This is a genomic window from Microbulbifer sp. NBRC 101763 (assembly GCF_040371615.1).
GTDB lineage: Bacteria > Pseudomonadota > Gammaproteobacteria > Pseudomonadales > Cellvibrionaceae > Microbulbifer > Microbulbifer variabilis.
Map to the genome: position 1 here is coordinate 289,790 of NZ_BAABQV010000001.1, position 14,654 is coordinate 304,443.

Here is a 14,654-nt window from a genome sequence, read left to right on the forward strand (position 1 = left end):
TAGGAATTTTTAATTTTTAGGGTTCGCTAGTCAACTCCAAGCCCACTTCCATAATATCGCAGGCGTTACTATCGAGCGCGTACAGCTGAATGCATCCGATGAAATTGCCGGTACCAGCACCCAGTATTTACACAAAGACTTGCAGGGCTCCCTGGATGTTATTACCGATAGCACCGGTCAGGTTACCAAAGATGCTGCGGGTAACAAGCTGGTTTACAGCTTTGATGCCTGGGGCAAGCGCCGCAATGCATTGAGCTGGGAACAAATTGCCGGCGCGCCTGCAAATACGGTTAGCACACTTAATGTAGGAATCTTTAATCACCTGAGTAGCAATCGCGGTTATACCGGCCATGAAATGCTGGATGAGGTGGGCCTGATCCATATGAACGGACGGGTCTACGACCCGACCCTGGCCCGCTTTGTCTCCGCAGATCCGCTGATCGATGGGGTGACTTCGGTCCAGGGCTACAACCGCTATGCCTATGTGCACAACAACCCGCTGACTTATACGGATCCTTCGGGGTATAGTTCTTGGAATAAGTACCGGGACTCGGTGGTGAAGCCGGTGGTCGCCGTGGCCATTGTCATTTGGACCGGGGGACAGTCTCTAGTGGCCCTGCAAGGTACAAATTATGCAGCGGCGGTGGGCTGGGCCGCTGCCGGCGGCGCCGCGGCGGGAGCGGTGCAAAGCGGTACGGTGAAGGGAGCCTTTTTTGGTGCCTTCAGTGCTGTGGCATTTATGGGCATTGGCAATGCCTTTCAGGGGGCGACATGGGCAACGAAAGGGGTTGTCGGCAAAGGCATCATGGGTACGGGCCTGAACGGCTATGGCTATGCAGCGAAAGTCTTTGCTCACTCGGTTACCGGTGGTTTACTGTCTGCGGCTCAGGGAGGGAAGTTTAAACACGGCTTTGCCGCAGCGGGTGTGACCCAGGCCTTTGCAGGAGGTATAGATTCAATAGATGCTGGCAATGTTGGCTTTAGTGCGACGAGGGTCGTTGCAGCGGCGCTTGTGGGCGGCACAGCCTCGGTGGTCTCTGGAGGCAAATTTGCCAATGGGGCGATAACCGCGGCGTTTTCCAGGGCCTTTAATCATGAGAATCATCCTACTGCACAAAAGAGGCCGACCGGTAATTTTTCTCCAGTGCCAGGAACCTATTTTGATGAAAATGGTGTTCCGGTTACCGTTGAGGTCGGACCGTTTGGTAACACAGTTAGCGCAGATGGTACGACAGCCTATAGTTTTGATTCTAATACTGGGACGTTAATTAATCCTTTAGCTACAGGTATGGCTAAGCCTAGTGCTCCTGAATTAATGTTCTTAGGTGGCGTTCGTGTGGGTATCTCTGCTGGCTATTCAATGTTTAGTCTTGCGGCAAGAGCGGGGCCAAGTACTTATACCAATTTCGCAATCAACTCTATAGGTAGGGATACCTTAAAAGTTATGAGTTTTGGTTTTCTATATCGTGTACCTAAATTTAACCCCTCATATTATTGGGCTAGGTCTGGTGGTAATTACTCTTTAGCGGTCTCAAAACTTGGCCGCTCTAATCCTGGGTATGATGCAGTTTTTGGCGGTCTTGGAGTGATTGGAACTTTGGGTACAGCTCCGGTGGGTGATTAATGTCTGACTTATATCTAATTAAAAATGCTCACTGCCCTTGTATCTCTTTTGAGGTTAGTAAGGGTGTGGAAAGTGTGAAAAGAAGATTTTTTTCTTTAAAGAAGAAGGATGGATATGGAATAAAACTGAATGGAAGGCTGTTTGCGTTAATTGTGATAAAAAATAAGCTTTTTTTATTATTTAAAAATTGCTGGTACGATGTAAGCGAGCCCTCCTTTAGTGCTAAGGTGGAACAGAAGTCTAAAGCTGAGAAGAGCTTTAGCCTGCTGGATGGGGAAAAACTTATTTTCTCCTTTGATTTTTCTGACCGAGAGTTAAACAGGAAGGACATCACACCAGAGCCGCATTTTGTTGATGATGTTGTAGATTGGTTGAAGGATGATGCGTCAAGAAAATGGTATAAGAGTCTTTTTGAGAAGGCTTGAACTCAATATATAGAAATTGTAAAACGCCCGGGCAAGCTTACTTTTTATACTTGGGAAATTGATTTTTGCCCCCCAAAAAATAAGAAACCTAGAGCGCTAACTACCAGTAGTTAGCGCTCTAATGGCCGCATGGCATGTTCCACCTGGCGCTGGGCGATAATCGCATCGATCACCCGAATCACCGTGTCCTTGTCTTGATCATCAAAAGTCTCCAGCAGCTTGAAGCGCTTAAATAGCACTTCATTTATACCGGCCATGAAATGCTGGATGAGGTGGGCCTGATCCATATGAACGGACGGGTCTACGACCCGACCCTGGCCCGCTTTGTCTCCGCAGATCCGCTGATTGATGGGGTGACTTCGGTCCAGGGCTACAACCGCTACGCCTATGTGCACAACAACCCGCTGACTTATACGGATCCTTCGGGGTATAGTTCTTGGAATAAGTACCGGGACTCTGTGTGAAGCCGGTGGTTGCTCTGGCAATTACCATTTACTCAGCTGGCACTGCATCAGGTGCGGCTTGGGGCTACTTCGGTACGGCAGTCACTAGTACTCAGGCCACGGCAGCGGTGCTAATTGGCGGCGCCGCGGCGGGAGCGGTGCAAAGTGGCACTGTGAAGGGGGCCTTTTTGGGTGCCTTCAGTGCTGTGGCATTTATGGGCATTGGCAATGCCTTTCAGGGGGCGACATGGGCAACGAAAGGGGTTGTCGGCAAAGGCATCATGGGTACGGGTCTGAACGGCTATGGCTATGCAGCGAAAGTCTTTGCTCACTCGGTTACCGGTGGTTTACTGTCTGCGGCTCAGGGAGGGAAGTTTAAACACGGCTTTGCCGCAGCGGGTGTGACCCAGGCCTTTGCAGGAGGTATAGATTCAATAGATGCTGGCAATGTTGGCTTTAGTGCGGCGAGAGTCATTGCAGCCGCGATCGTTGGCGGTACAGCCTCTGCAGTATCGGGTGGTAAGTTTGCCAATGGGGCGAAGGCTGCAGCATTCTTAACTGCATTGCAGGGATTACCCAGCCTTTACAAAAAGGTTGTGGGTTATGACTTAGATATGGGGCCTGGAGGAGACGCCGTTGGAAAGGGAGAACTTCAAAAGCCCGTTGAAGGCGCTAACAATATAGGCACCCAAAACGCAAAATTAAATCCTGACTGTGTTGCCTGTGAAGGTGGTCGTCTCTCTGAAGCGCTGAACCAAGTGCCTGGGATTAATGCTGTGGCTGGTGTGCATGATGTGATGCAGGTGTCGCTAGGTACTGGTCTTGCACGAGATGTATTAAATGTCCCGGGTATGATTCCAGCCGCAGCCTTTACCTATGCAGCAGCGTTGGGACAGCCCTTAACCTATCTCAATACTGGTCAGATTATTGGTGTTGCGACAACGTATAGTCGCAATAAAGAAAGAGACCGTGGTCGCCAATTACCCTATGTGGTGGGATACTAACTATGCGTAACGCTTATTTATTACTGGTGGTAGTGCTTTTTGTGGGATGTTCGTATTTTGTTTCTTGGGATGATAAAAGCAAAGTACTTATCGGAGAGCCGATCACATTGTACAGTGATTTAAATGGTCCACCCGACGAGATAAAAACATTATCGGATTGCCAAAAAGAATATAAATACCACCTTAAAAAATTAGACCCTTCCTGTATTCATTACTGGACAGTGAATCAGGAGGGGATTATTACAGGCTACCGTTATACGGGCTATTGTCGGCCAGTTGGTTAAAGGGGGCGTAACGAATAAAATTTAATTGAAAGTCCCAGCAGTATAATCTCCCGGGGCTTTGTTTTTTATTCGGCGGTTAATACCAATTTGCCATCATTCACTTCAATTTTGATCGGTGTGTCGATGTTAAATCCGGCCTTAGCTAGCCATTTACCTTTAAGTTGAATCCAAGGCACAGGCGGCGTCACTTAGTAACTGATTTAATTAAATAGATTGCGAAGGGGGATAAATGCTGATGACGATAGCTACATTATGTTTAATTGGATTTATTGGATTGGTATTTACAACTGCATTTTGGCTATTTGAAAGTCGTAAAGTATCTAAATTAATTTTAGAATCAAAAGATTTTGGTGTGGACTTCAGTAGTGAAATTAATAAATCATTTGTATTTTTTAAATGGCTTGTTAGCTCTGATTTAGAATCAATTGAAAGTCATTCTACTAGGAAAAGGGTTGCCAGGTTAAAAAAATTGCTTTGGGCTCAGTGCCTAATTTTTATATCAGTTGTTTTATGTCAAATCATCCTAATTTCAAATAAATAGCCTGTTTCTGGATGTCCACTAAAAGCCCCGCTGGTGACCCCAGCGGGGTTTTTTGTTTAACCGACTTGCCGCTTGGCATCCCAACGCCGGGATTGATACTTAATAATCATCCCGTCCAGCAACTCCTTGACGATCTCTTTCTCTTCCGTTGGCAGTTGGCTGATAGCTTCAAATTGCAGACTTAGCTGCTCATCCAGTCCGCGCTCGTCTTCTTCGAATACCTGTGAGTCAATGGTGATACTCATGGCGACAGCAATCTTTTTTAACGCCTCCAGGGAAGGCTGTGTTGCCCCGGCTTCATAGCGCCGAAGCCGATTGACATGAACCCCGGTGGCGTCGGCCATCTGTTGCTGGGTCAGCTCGCGCTCACCACGCAGGGTAAAGTCTCTGTATCGCTTGGCGGACGATAGCTTTACTCAAGCAGCCTCAAACTTCTCTTGCTCACCACGGCGCTCTTGAAAAAATAGATTCTCGATCGCTTCCGCTTCTCGCAAGCGCTTAATTTTGTCAAAAAATAATTGAGCTTCAGGAAAGGCGAGTTTGAGATATGCCAGCCACTGCTTGATTCGGTTGCCCAGGTATTTAGCTGGATAAACTTCCCTGGTTGTTTGGTAGTATCCCCAGAGCAGTTCCAATACTTGCTGCCAGGCCATAGGGATATAGTTCTCCCCCGAACAATAGGCTTTAATTTGTAAGCCGAGGTCCGGCCTGGCCAAAAGGCTACGCCCAAACATAAATGCGCTACAGCCTGTTACCTCACGGCACCGCTGAAACTCCTTGAGAGTCCAAATATCGCCATTGGCGATAACGGGTATTTCCAGCTGTTGGCGAATCTCCCCGATATATTCCCAATAAGCGGGTGGCTTGTAACCGTCTACCTTTGAGCGCGCGTGTACTGCCAGTTCATTGGCGCCTCCCGCGGCTGCCGCCATAGCGTTATCCATGTAAGAGGATCTGTCATTAAAACCCAGGCGGATTTTAGCGGTCACCGGGATGCTTTCCGGGACGGCTCGGCGCACAGTGCCAACAATCGCTTCCACGCGATGGGGGCTTTGCAATAAGCAGGCACCGCCATCACTGTTATTGACGGACTTTGCCGGGCAGCCAAAGTTCAGGTCGATAGCTTTTGCCCCAACAGAGACGGCCTTTATGGCATTCGCGGCCATAGCTTCTGGGTTTCCGCCCAACAGTTGCAGGCGCACCGGGGTGCCGGTGGTTGTTTCGGCATCTTGCAGCAGTTCGGGGCAGAGTCTTGTAAATACACGACGGGGCAACCGGGTGTTTATCACTCTCACAAACTCTGTGACACAGACATCGACGCCTCCGACAGTTGAGAGCAGTTCGCGCACATGGTGGTCGATAACTCCCTCCATAGGAGCCTGGTAAATCTTTGGCTGCTGGGAATCTGTCTTGTCGGTCATAAAGCTGAAAATGGAGAAATAAAGGCTAAAAGTTGGCGCATATTCTATCAGCTAGTTGGTTAGGTTTTGTAAAAACACTCATTCATACGTAGTTTTATTTAGGAGGATCAGCCTCTATGCGAAGGGGGCGTGCACTAAAATTGAGCATGTTGAACAGCGTGTCACAGTTGCCTCTGAAACCATTAAGTGTTTGATTTTAAAAGCAACTTGTATTGATAATAGATAATTGTTCAAGCTTCCATGCTGCTGAATGGGGCTCAGATAGTAGATAGTTTTGTAAATTGTGCCCAGGGAAGTTTTGGGGTGGTTGTATTTGCAAGTCTCGGGAATTAGATTGCGGGACGGATAGGCACATGCGATAGAGGGTTTGAAAAGACTCCTGCAAGGGCGAGGCTGACCTCAAGCTGGCGCAAAAATTATAGGGGCAGGCACGAGTGGGGATGGTTTTGATCGCGCCTGAAAACTTAGGGGGAATAAGATAGTGCAAGATTTACTTTTTCAACAGGGACTGGATATTACGCTGTTCGGGATGGGGATTGTTTTTACTTTCCTGTTATTGCTGGTGATTGGTACCAGTATTATGTCCCGAGTTATCACACGTTATTTTCCCGAGGCCGAGCCGGCCGTATCTTCAACAAACTCCCCATCAGGCGATAACGCGCGTCTGCATGCTGTTATCAAAGCGGCAATCGAACAACATAGAAAAAAACGCTAGCCGTATTAATTCGCATCTGAACAACATTTAATCATTTCTGCCGAGAGAGATAACCCATGACTGAGGTTAAAAAGCCATTGGGGATTACCGATGTAGTCCTGCGCGACGCCCACCAGTCACTGTTCGCAACACGTCTGCGACTGGACGATATGCTGCCCATCGCGGAAAAACTGGATAAAGTAGGATTCTGGTCACTGGAATCCTGGGGTGGTGCCACTTTTGATTCCTGTATTCGCTATCTCGGCGAAGATCCTTGGGAGCGTATTCGTGAGCTGAAAAAAGCTATGCCCAATACGCCCCAGCAAATGTTATTCCGCGGCCAGAATATTCTTGGTTACCGTCATTATGCGGATGACGTGGTGGAAAAATTTGTTGAGCGCGCTGCTGAAAATGGTGTGGACGTGTTTCGCGTGTTCGATGCCATGAATGATATGCGTAACCTGAAAACTGCACTGGCCGCAGTTAAAAAGCAGGATAAGCACGCTCAAGGCACTATCTCTTATACAGTGAGCCCAGTGCATACCATGGATCTATGGGTAGACTTGGGTCGTCAAATTGAGGATATGGGCGCGGACTCCATTGCCATTAAGGATATGGCGGGCCTCTTGCGTCCATATGAAGGTTATGAGCTGGTGACTCGCTTGAAGGCGGCAGTGGATATTCCTATCCATATGCAGTGCCACGCAACGACAGGCCTCTCTACCGCGACAGCTCTTAAGTGTATCGAGGCCGGAATCGACAATGTCGATACGGCTATCAGCTCAATGTCTATGACCTATGGTCACAGCCCTACTGAAGCCTTGGTAGCTATTTTGGAGGGCACTGAGCGCGATACCGGGCTGAATATCAACCTGCTGGAAGAGATTGCGGCTTATTTCCGCGAGGTGCGCAAGAAGTACGTGAAATTTGAGGGGTCTCTGAAAGGCGTGGACTCCCGTATCCTGGTGGCCCAGGTTCCGGGCGGTATGCTGACCAATATGGAGAACCAATTGCGTGAGCAGGGCGCGGGGGACCGCCTCGATGAAGTTCTCGAAGAAATTCCCCGAGTGCGTCAGGATTTGGGGTATATCCCACTGGTAACTCCCACCTCGCAGATTGTCGGCACCCAGGCGGTGCTGAATGTGCTGACCGGCGAGCGTTATCAATCTATCTCAAAAGAAACGGCTGCTGTTCTAAAAGGTGAGTACGGCTCAACTCCTGCCGAGGTCAATAAAGAGCTGCAAACCCGTGTGCTCGACGGAGCAGCTCCAGTCACTTGCCGACCGGCCGACCTGATCACCCCTGAATTGGATAAGCTCACTTTAGAACTGCAGGAGAAGGCCGGCGAGCAGGATATTGCACTCACCAATGGAGAGAGTGAAATCGACGATGTACTCACCTATGCACTCTTCCCGCAGATTGGTTTGAAGTTCCTGAAAAACCGCAATAACCCCGATGCTTTTGAGCCGGTTCCAACCGGAAAGGAGAATAGTGCGGTCAAGAATGATAAAGGTGAGGAGGTCTATACAGTTACTGTAGAAGGGCAGAGTTACACCGTTACAGTTGCGGATGGTGGTGACCTGACTGGTGTTGCTCCGGTAAATGGTATTGCCCCTGTTCCTGCTGCTAATACCAGCCCAATATCTGCAACTGGCGGAGAGCCAGTAAATGCGCCGCTCGCAGGTAATATCTTCAAGGTAATGGTGAAACCAGGTGATCAGGTCAATGAGGGGCAGGCCATCCTGGTTCTGGAAGCTATGAAGATGGAAACTGTGGTGAGTGCTCCCCGAAGCGGTAATGTTGCCAATGTGGCAGTCAAAGAGGGCGATTCCGTGGCGGTGGGTGATGCCCTGCTGTCTATCGCATAGCAGGTAGGAGTCGCAAGTGGATAATTTAATCAGTCTTTGGCAATCGTCCGGCGTTTCTCAAATGGCGCCTGGCCAGTTTGTCATGATTATTGTGGGGCTGGGATTGCTATTCCTTGCCGTTCGCAAAAAATTTGAGCCGCTGCTGCTGGTTCCTATCGGCTTTGGTGGAATCCTGGCAAATATTCCTGGGGCCGATCTGGCACTTTCTGCTGCAGAAACAGCACTGACTCAGGGAGATGCCAGTGTGCTGGCTCAGATGGGGCAGATTCTCGGCTTGGAGAGCGGGGCGAGCTTGGGGGCATTGAAGGAGGCCTTAGGTAGTGCGCCAGCTGCAGTGCAGGTTCAGGCTGCAGAGTTTGCAAGGGATGCCGGTTTCAATAATGGAATGTTGTACAACTTTTATTCGGTAGCTATTGCTTCCGGTGTGGCACCCCTGGTGATCTTTATGGGGGTTGGTGCCATGACGGATTTTGGCCCGCTACTTGCCAACCCTCGCACCTTGTTCCTGGGGGCAGCCGCTCAGTTTGGTATTTTTGCCACGGTGCTTGGGGCGGTAGGTCTCTCTGTGGCTGGGATTATGGATTTCTCAATTGCTGATGCAGCGGCTATCGGGATTATCGGCGGCGCGGACGGTCCTACAGCCATCTATGTCTCGAGCCTGCTAGCTCCAGATCTCCTTGGTGCAATTGCCGTGGCAGCCTATTCCTATATGGCATTGGTCCCTATGATCCAGCCGCCGATTATGCGTGCCCTGACTACAGAGCAGGAGCGTCGCATTGAGATGGTACAGTTGAGGCATGTGAGCAAGAGAGAGAAGATTACTTTCCCGCTGTTATTGTTGATCCTGGTTGCCCTGTTCCTGCCGGCGGCAGCTCCACTGTTAGGTATGTTCTGTTTTGGCAACCTGATGAGAGAGTGTGGTGTAGTGGCTCGCTTATCCGACACTGCCCAGAATGCCCTGATCAACATCACTACAATTTTCCTCGGTCTGTCTGTCGGCTCCAAGCTTGCCGCCGATAAATTCCTGGATCCAAAAACCCTCGGTATTCTCGCCTTGGGTATTGTGGCATTTGCTATTGGTACTGCTGCGGGCGTATTGATGGCCAAGTTGCTCAATGTGTTTAGTAAGCACAAAGTGAACCCTTTAATTGGCTCTGCTGGAGTATCTGCTGTACCAATGGCCGCGCGGGTATCAAATAAAGTTGGGCTTGAGTCCAACCCCCATAACTTCCTGTTGATGCATGCAATGGGGCCGAATGTGGCAGGTGTCATTGGCTCTGCGGTTGCAGCCGGAGTGATGATCAGTATGGTGCGTAGCCTTGCGGGTGGTTGATTTATCTGATTAGTAACTTCAAAAAAGGGGCGAGCTTCGGTTTGCCCCTTTTTCGTTGTCCTGCAGTAAGAGACTCGTAATCTAGTCAGAAATTGCAGCCATTTTGGCTGTTGATTTTGTTTACTTTTCGTGGCTTTTTGATAATCGAAGAATAACGAGTCCTCAAAGTACAAATTAGATTTGTGCCAATTTTAATGATGCCTTTTCGCAGGCTTTAGAGGTTCTCTCCCAAAACAAAATTCATTTTGAGTTAAGGTTAATTACGTTATATTTCTTCCAGTTAATTTCGTGCTATAAGAAACTGTATTGGAAGTACAAGTATGCGTAGTTTGCCTCTCCTTATTTCCCTGGCCTTATTCTCTGCTCCAGTCATGGCTCATGACAATCATGTAACCTCACAAGACCTTAGAGAGATTAAGAGGGAGGTTGTAAAGCTTCGCAATGAGGTTCATTCCCTTAGGGGTGAAGATCAGAGTTCAAGTGAAGTTCGCAAGTTGAAGAAAGAGGTTGTGAGGCTTCGTAAGGACATTCGTTCTATGCAAGATATGATTTTGCAGTTACAAACGATGGTTGAGGAACAATCGAATGGAGCGCAAACAGGGGTGGTGCTCCAACCCGTAGAGGAGCGTCCTAAGTGGGCATGCTATATGAAGGATATGCGAGCGGGAGGTATGCATTCTAAAGGGTTCACTCGTGTAGAGGCGAAAGGGAAGTTGCTTGAGACCTGCTCTCAACGCGGCGGAGTCTGTTTCGAAAATAAAATTACCTGTTCTAACGAATAAGTTTTTGGATGATAGGGCCTGCTATCCTGATGATGCTTACAATAAGCGTTTGTAGGCCCTCGTCCGATTTTCCCCCACGGGTTTCCATTGTTAGTCATTTAACTGCTAGAACGCCGCTTTGGCTTACTCCCTTTTTTTACTGAAAATTAAGTTATGGCTTAATCTAGAGTGCGAAGTGGGTATTAAGTAGTCTAAATAGTGCTTTTTTACTTGCTATGTGGTTGCTTTGAGGGGAACCGTAGGATTTATAAAAGCCCGGGAATAGTGCGGCAATAACTTTTTGTGGCCACTCTAGGTGAAATTGTATACCCAGTACTTTTTCCTTGAATAAAAATGCCTGGTTTGGACATTGCTCAGATTCGGCTAGGCGCTCGGCTCCAATCGGGATATCAAAATAATAGCTATGGGCTTGAAATACTTTTTCGATATTCAGGTTTAGTTTGTGGGAGCCTTTTATTGGTAGCCAGCCCATCTCTTCCTGATCTAATGGTCGGATGTTTGCCCCCAATATATAGGCAAGAATCTGTGCGCCCAGGCAAATGCCTAATATCGGCACAGCTTGCTCAATATAACCTTTCAACCATTCAATCTCATCGGCAAGCCATGGCAATTTATGGCGATCATCAACGTTCATCATCCCACCCAAGAGAATGATGCCATCAAACTGGCCTTTTGGCAGATGAGAATTTTGTGGGTTTACTGTGGTAAGTGAAACATGATGATCTCGGGCCCAGTCTGAAATATATCCTGCTCCTTCGGTTTCCTCATGTTGGATAATTAAAATATGTTTACCCACTTTATTGAAAGTCCTGTCTTTCAAAATACAGTTGCTTCTTTAAGTCAATGCCTGCCTTTGTCAACTTTTCAGGCCAGCTCTTGCTCGTTAGTGGTTTTTCACTATCAATACTAATTTCTATCGGGGAATTTGGAGTGACGTTGACTAGCAGAATTTGGTCGAAACTAGGGTTGGAAGCTATCTCATGGATCAGTAGTGCAAAATTATTATGTTGTACTAGTTGATAGGAACCATTTCCCCCTTGTCTTAAGGGGTGATCTAGTAATTTTCCTGTTACTTCAAAACGAATAGGATCCTGGCCAGCTTTACCCCCCCTCTCAAAGTGTCCTTTAAATACTCTGGCGGAAAAGGACTTTAACTCTCCACTGCGTAGTTTGTTTAATGAGAATTGTTCGGGCTCAAGCGTGATAAGTTCAGAGCCCTGAACTAAATCGTCCACTTTGACGTGGTCATTGGTTTTAAGTGTAAGAATAATCTGGTGACTGTGGCGCCCGCCATGAAGAGGCATATGAGAAGCTATCAACTGGCCATCTATAGAAAACAGTGCCATACCATGAACGCCGATTGAGTGGTCATTATGGGAGGGAGCTGATGCTAGTGCCGGGGATAAGCTTGATTGAATGAAAATCATCCAGGCCAGAACAAATTTCTTCATCGGTTACTACTGTGCTTTTCTACGTTTTTGAGACTTAGGGATTCTAGATGTACATTAGTGATGAATCGATTCATTTTACTCAATATTTGATTCCAAAATGGAAATAGAAGCATTAGAGAAATTTCTCGATATTGCCGTTACTGAGAACCTGCAACGTTCTGCTGACCGACTGGACATGACGCCTGGGGGGCTGAGTAAAATTTTGCGCCGTCTTGAGGGGGAGCTGGGTGTACGCCTCTTTGAGCGTGTGGGAAAGCAACTCAAGATCAATGATGAGGGTCGCAGACTACAAAGTCGTGCTAGTGAGATTGTTACTCTTGCCAGGAAAGCCCGGGTAGAAGTTGGCGGTCTTGGTACTCACTTGGAATGCCGGATAGCTGCGCCTGCCATGTTGCAGTTAACTTGGGCTGCACACATCCAGAAGCAAGTAACGATATACCAGCCAAACATACGCCTGTCATTTATATCTGCTTTTGAGTCTTTGGCCCTTAAGATGCTGATTCGGGGTGAGGTGGATATGGCACTAATTTCGGGAGTGGTGCTAGGGCAGGTTCCTTCTTCTATGGAGGTCCACAGTATTGGCTCAACCTGCATGTGTATAGCGGCTGGCCCTGAGCATCCATTGGCCAGTGGTGGTCATTCCGAAGTGGTGGTGACGTTGGACAATATTTTGCAATACCCTTTTGCTGCTCCACGAATATCTCCTTTCTGTGGGGAGGAGCGGGGTATAGGCAGTGATGGGTGGCCAGAAGATCTCTTCTCAAGAAAAATACACGCGGTTGTGAATGATTATGGCGTGCTTTGCCGGCTTGTAATGCAGGCTGAATTACTTGCCTTCCTTCCAGAAGCGCTAGTGGATGAGATGGGGGGAGTGAAACTTAAGGTTGAAGGGGGGCGTGTTCAGTCCCAGGAGGACCTTTTCATTGTTTGGAGGGGTGGGGACGGTAGTTGGTTGGATAAATTGATAGGCTTTTTTTAGTTGACAGTAAAGTGTTTAGTTTTAGCTGCGGATAAGCAATAAAAGCGAGCTTAAATCATGGCTCGCTTTTATTGAATAAACCTTGATTGAGTTAGTTTGAGGTGCGTTCTGGGGGACAGGGCGTGCCTGCAGCAATCCATCCTTTCATAGCTTCAATCAGCTTTTCATGTGGAATGGTCACGGGTTGCCTTTTTCCCCCTGGGTTCCAGCCCCAGAGTGCCAGTGGGTTATCACTCATAAACTTCAGTAGGCTCTCGGGAGAGCGGCCGCCATTATCTTGTGGGGTTGTAAGGAGCTTGCAGATTTGAGCTGAAGACATATGTGACCAGTTAAGTTCGATTGGTGCCATGGCCCATCCTGGGGCACCTGGTGCTCCTGTCACAGGATTGTTTTGATTGGAGTGACAATTGCGGCACTGCATGGTCCCTGATCCCATATTATTTGGGCCTCGCTCTACACGAGGGATATGTGGGGAACCTTCGTTGATCAGGGGCATCTCTAGCTGATGGCAATTTAGGCACCGGGGGTGCAGGAGAACCTCTACGATAGTTTCCCAGTCCTGATGTCCGGTTTTGTCAGCTCTGGCATCCTGCGTTTCAGCAGTCTGGCTGTGCTTGCCCGCTCGGTTCTCGCAGGCCGTGAAAACCAGAAACAGTGATGCGCAAAAGGCCATGTGTGGTAATAAACGTACTGCTTGTCGCAGTTTCATTTAATCCGTCCTCAGTTCTGGGAAGAATACTCAACCTTAATTGTGGCAGATTGCCAGGGACAGCTAGCGGACTTGATAAGGATATCCAGCCTGCATTGTACATCTAAGCCAAGCGATTTTTGACCGATAAGTCATAAATGTATCTTGGCGCAAACTTCTGCGTGGTATTATGTGCGCTCTTTCAAGTAGAAATATCTGATATTGGAGTGCTGATTGGCACTCGGAGGAGAGAGTATGTCCTGGTTAGGGGCGGGAATCGGCGCCGGGTTTGGCTTTATGTTCGGAGGGCCCATTGGAGCAGCTTTGGGTGCTTGGGTAGGTAGCTCCTTCGGCTCAGGGCTGCGGCGCTTGGGTGGTGCCAAGGCTGTGCTTAATCGAGATGGAGCACAGACAATTTTTATCGTGACGCTATTTTCCATGTTGGCGAAGATGGCCAAGGCCGATGGGCTTGTTTCCAAGGCGGAAGTGCAGCTGATTGAGGAGTTCATCCAAAATAATCTTCGCCTCGGAGGTGAAGAGCGCAAAGATGCTATTCGTATTTTTGAGAATGCGAAGACTGATAAGTACAGTATTTATGATTATGCCAGGCAGTACCGGATGCTGGTGCACGATCAAGCAATGCGTGAAATGGTTTATCGCCTTTTGTTTGCTGTTGCCTATGCGGACGGTGAATTACATGCTGCGGAAGAAGAAATTTTACGCCGAATCACTGCTGACCTGGGGCTGCATGAATCTCTTTTTACTGCCATGCAGAATGAATTTGGGCGACGGGGTGGAAACAGCGCATCCGATCTGAAGCAGCACTATGCGGTACTTGGCTGCTCTCCGGAGACCAGTGATAAAGATCTGAAGCTGGCTTATAGGCGCAAAGCTGCAGAGTATCACCCAGATAAAATAGCCGCCAAAGGCCTCCCTGAAGAGTTTATGCGCCATGCTGAAGATCAGATGAAAAGCATCACTGTCGCCTATGAAGCAGTTGTTGAGGAAAGAAAGCGTAAGGCAAAAGTTGTAAGTTGATTGTGGGGTGTTAATACCCCCATTCTTTTTATTCGTCAGAGCTAAACACGCATACTTCACCCTATTGAGTTTTTGAGAG

19 protein-coding genes are annotated in these 14,654 nt (G+C 48.2%); 12 read left to right on the forward strand and 7 right to left on the reverse strand.

The genetic code is table 11. The features are described from left to right. Positions 1-139 precede the first annotated feature (139 nt). On the forward strand, positions 140-1,624 hold the full coding sequence (locus ABWV76_RS01330) for an RHS repeat-associated core domain-containing protein (RefSeq protein ID WP_353375026.1): 1,485 nt from the start codon (positions 140-142) through the stop codon (positions 1,622-1,624). After that, positions 1,624-2,049: a hypothetical protein gene (locus tag ABWV76_RS01335; RefSeq protein ID WP_353375027.1), complete on the forward strand. Its 426-nt coding sequence runs from the start codon at positions 1,624-1,626 to the stop codon at positions 2,047-2,049. Before ABWV76_RS01330 ends, ABWV76_RS01335 begins: the two co-directional genes overlap by 1 nt. 110 nt (positions 2,050-2,159) lie before the next feature. Here the strand turns inward: ABWV76_RS01335 and ABWV76_RS01340 are convergent, their stop codons facing one another. Further along, a complete protein-coding gene (locus tag ABWV76_RS01340) occupies positions 2,160-2,306 on the reverse strand; it encodes a hypothetical protein (RefSeq protein WP_353375028.1) in 147 nt (48 codons plus the stop codon). Between the two features lie 3 nt (positions 2,307-2,309). Here ABWV76_RS01340 and ABWV76_RS01345 point away from each other — a divergent pair, with 3 nt between their 5' ends. The 3 genes from ABWV76_RS01345 to ABWV76_RS01355 are packed head-to-tail and all read left to right on the forward strand — an operon-like array spanning position 2,310 to position 3,780. Beyond that, positions 2,310-2,513, forward strand: a complete 204-nt coding sequence (locus ABWV76_RS01345) for an RHS repeat-associated core domain-containing protein (RefSeq protein WP_353375029.1) — start codon at positions 2,310-2,312, stop codon at positions 2,511-2,513. Then, on the forward strand, positions 2,510-3,496 hold the full coding sequence (locus ABWV76_RS01350) for a hypothetical protein (protein ID WP_353375030.1): 987 nt from the start codon (positions 2,510-2,512) through the stop codon (positions 3,494-3,496). Before ABWV76_RS01345 ends, ABWV76_RS01350 begins: the two co-directional genes overlap by 4 nt. Positions 3,497-3,498: 2 nt before the next feature. Beyond that, complete coding sequence (locus ABWV76_RS01355; protein WP_353375031.1) at positions 3,499-3,780, forward strand: hypothetical protein; 282 nt, start codon at positions 3,499-3,501, stop codon at positions 3,778-3,780. A 65-nt stretch (positions 3,781-3,845) separates the two neighbouring features. On the opposite strand, the gene ABWV76_RS01360 is transcribed toward ABWV76_RS01355, so the two are convergent. Continuing rightward, a complete protein-coding gene (locus ABWV76_RS01360) occupies positions 3,846-3,968 on the reverse strand; it encodes a SymE family type I addiction module toxin (protein ID WP_353375032.1) in 123 nt (40 codons plus the stop codon). A gap of 41 nt (positions 3,969-4,009) precedes the next feature. Here ABWV76_RS01360 and ABWV76_RS01365 point away from each other — a divergent pair, with 41 nt between their 5' ends. Continuing rightward, positions 4,010-4,321, forward strand: coding sequence for a hypothetical protein (locus ABWV76_RS01365; protein ID WP_353375033.1), 312 nt, complete (start codon positions 4,010-4,012; stop codon positions 4,319-4,321). A 56-nt stretch (positions 4,322-4,377) separates the two neighbouring features. Here ABWV76_RS01365 and ABWV76_RS01370 read toward each other — a convergent pair whose 3' ends face one another. Together ABWV76_RS01370 and ABWV76_RS01375 are read right to left on the reverse strand one after the other, a co-directional pair. After that, the gene (locus ABWV76_RS01370; RefSeq protein ID WP_353375463.1) at positions 4,378-4,698 is read right to left on the reverse strand and encodes a helix-turn-helix domain-containing protein; all 321 of its coding nucleotides are present in this window, start codon (positions 4,696-4,698) and stop codon (positions 4,378-4,380) included. A 39-nt stretch (positions 4,699-4,737) separates the two neighbouring features. Next, a complete protein-coding gene (locus ABWV76_RS01375) occupies positions 4,738-5,742 on the reverse strand; it encodes a tRNA dihydrouridine synthase (protein WP_353375034.1) in 1,005 nt (334 codons plus the stop codon). 481 nt (positions 5,743-6,223) lie between these two features. Here ABWV76_RS01375 and ABWV76_RS01380 point away from each other — a divergent pair, with 481 nt between their 5' ends. From ABWV76_RS01380 to ABWV76_RS01395, 4 genes are all read left to right on the forward strand, one after another. Continuing rightward, complete coding sequence (locus ABWV76_RS01380) at positions 6,224-6,457, forward strand: OadG family protein (RefSeq protein ID WP_020414687.1); 234 nt, start codon at positions 6,224-6,226, stop codon at positions 6,455-6,457. A 56-nt stretch (positions 6,458-6,513) separates the two neighbouring features. Then, positions 6,514-8,304, forward strand: a complete 1,791-nt coding sequence (oadA, locus tag ABWV76_RS01385; RefSeq protein ID WP_020414688.1) for a sodium-extruding oxaloacetate decarboxylase subunit alpha — start codon at positions 6,514-6,516, stop codon at positions 8,302-8,304. A gap of 16 nt (positions 8,305-8,320) precedes the next feature. After that, positions 8,321-9,637 carry a sodium ion-translocating decarboxylase subunit beta gene (locus ABWV76_RS01390; protein WP_353375035.1) on the forward strand — a complete coding sequence of 439 codons (1,317 nt, stop codon included), beginning with the start codon at positions 8,321-8,323 and terminating at the stop codon, positions 9,635-9,637. A 320-nt stretch (positions 9,638-9,957) separates the two neighbouring features. Further along, positions 9,958-10,419 carry a hypothetical protein gene (locus tag ABWV76_RS01395; protein ID WP_020414690.1) on the forward strand — a complete coding sequence of 154 codons (462 nt, stop codon included), beginning with the start codon at positions 9,958-9,960 and terminating at the stop codon, positions 10,417-10,419. Between the two features lie 163 nt (positions 10,420-10,582). Here ABWV76_RS01395 and ABWV76_RS01400 read toward each other — a convergent pair whose 3' ends face one another. Next, complete coding sequence (locus tag ABWV76_RS01400) at positions 10,583-11,215, reverse strand: type 1 glutamine amidotransferase (RefSeq protein ID WP_353375036.1); 633 nt, start codon at positions 11,213-11,215, stop codon at positions 10,583-10,585. A 1-nt stretch (position 11,216) separates the two neighbouring features. Continuing rightward, positions 11,217-11,870: a hypothetical protein gene (locus ABWV76_RS01405; RefSeq protein ID WP_353375037.1), complete on the reverse strand. Its 654-nt coding sequence runs from the start codon at positions 11,868-11,870 to the stop codon at positions 11,217-11,219. Positions 11,871-11,967: 97 nt separating this feature from the next. Between ABWV76_RS01405 and ABWV76_RS01410 the strand changes: the two genes are divergently transcribed. Beyond that, positions 11,968-12,849 (forward strand): LysR family transcriptional regulator, encoded by an 882-nt coding sequence (locus ABWV76_RS01410; protein WP_353375038.1) that lies wholly within the window; start codon positions 11,968-11,970, stop codon positions 12,847-12,849. A gap of 91 nt (positions 12,850-12,940) precedes the next feature. On the opposite strand, the gene ABWV76_RS01415 is transcribed toward ABWV76_RS01410, so the two are convergent. Further along, positions 12,941-13,558 (reverse strand): hypothetical protein, encoded by a 618-nt coding sequence (locus ABWV76_RS01415; RefSeq protein ID WP_353375039.1) that lies wholly within the window; start codon positions 13,556-13,558, stop codon positions 12,941-12,943. Positions 13,559-13,792: 234 nt separating this feature from the next. Here ABWV76_RS01415 and djlA point away from each other — a divergent pair, with 234 nt between their 5' ends. Beyond that, positions 13,793-14,575, forward strand: a complete 783-nt coding sequence (djlA, locus tag ABWV76_RS01420) for a co-chaperone DjlA (protein WP_020414695.1) — start codon at positions 13,793-13,795, stop codon at positions 14,573-14,575. Positions 14,576-14,654: the final 79 nt, after the last annotated feature.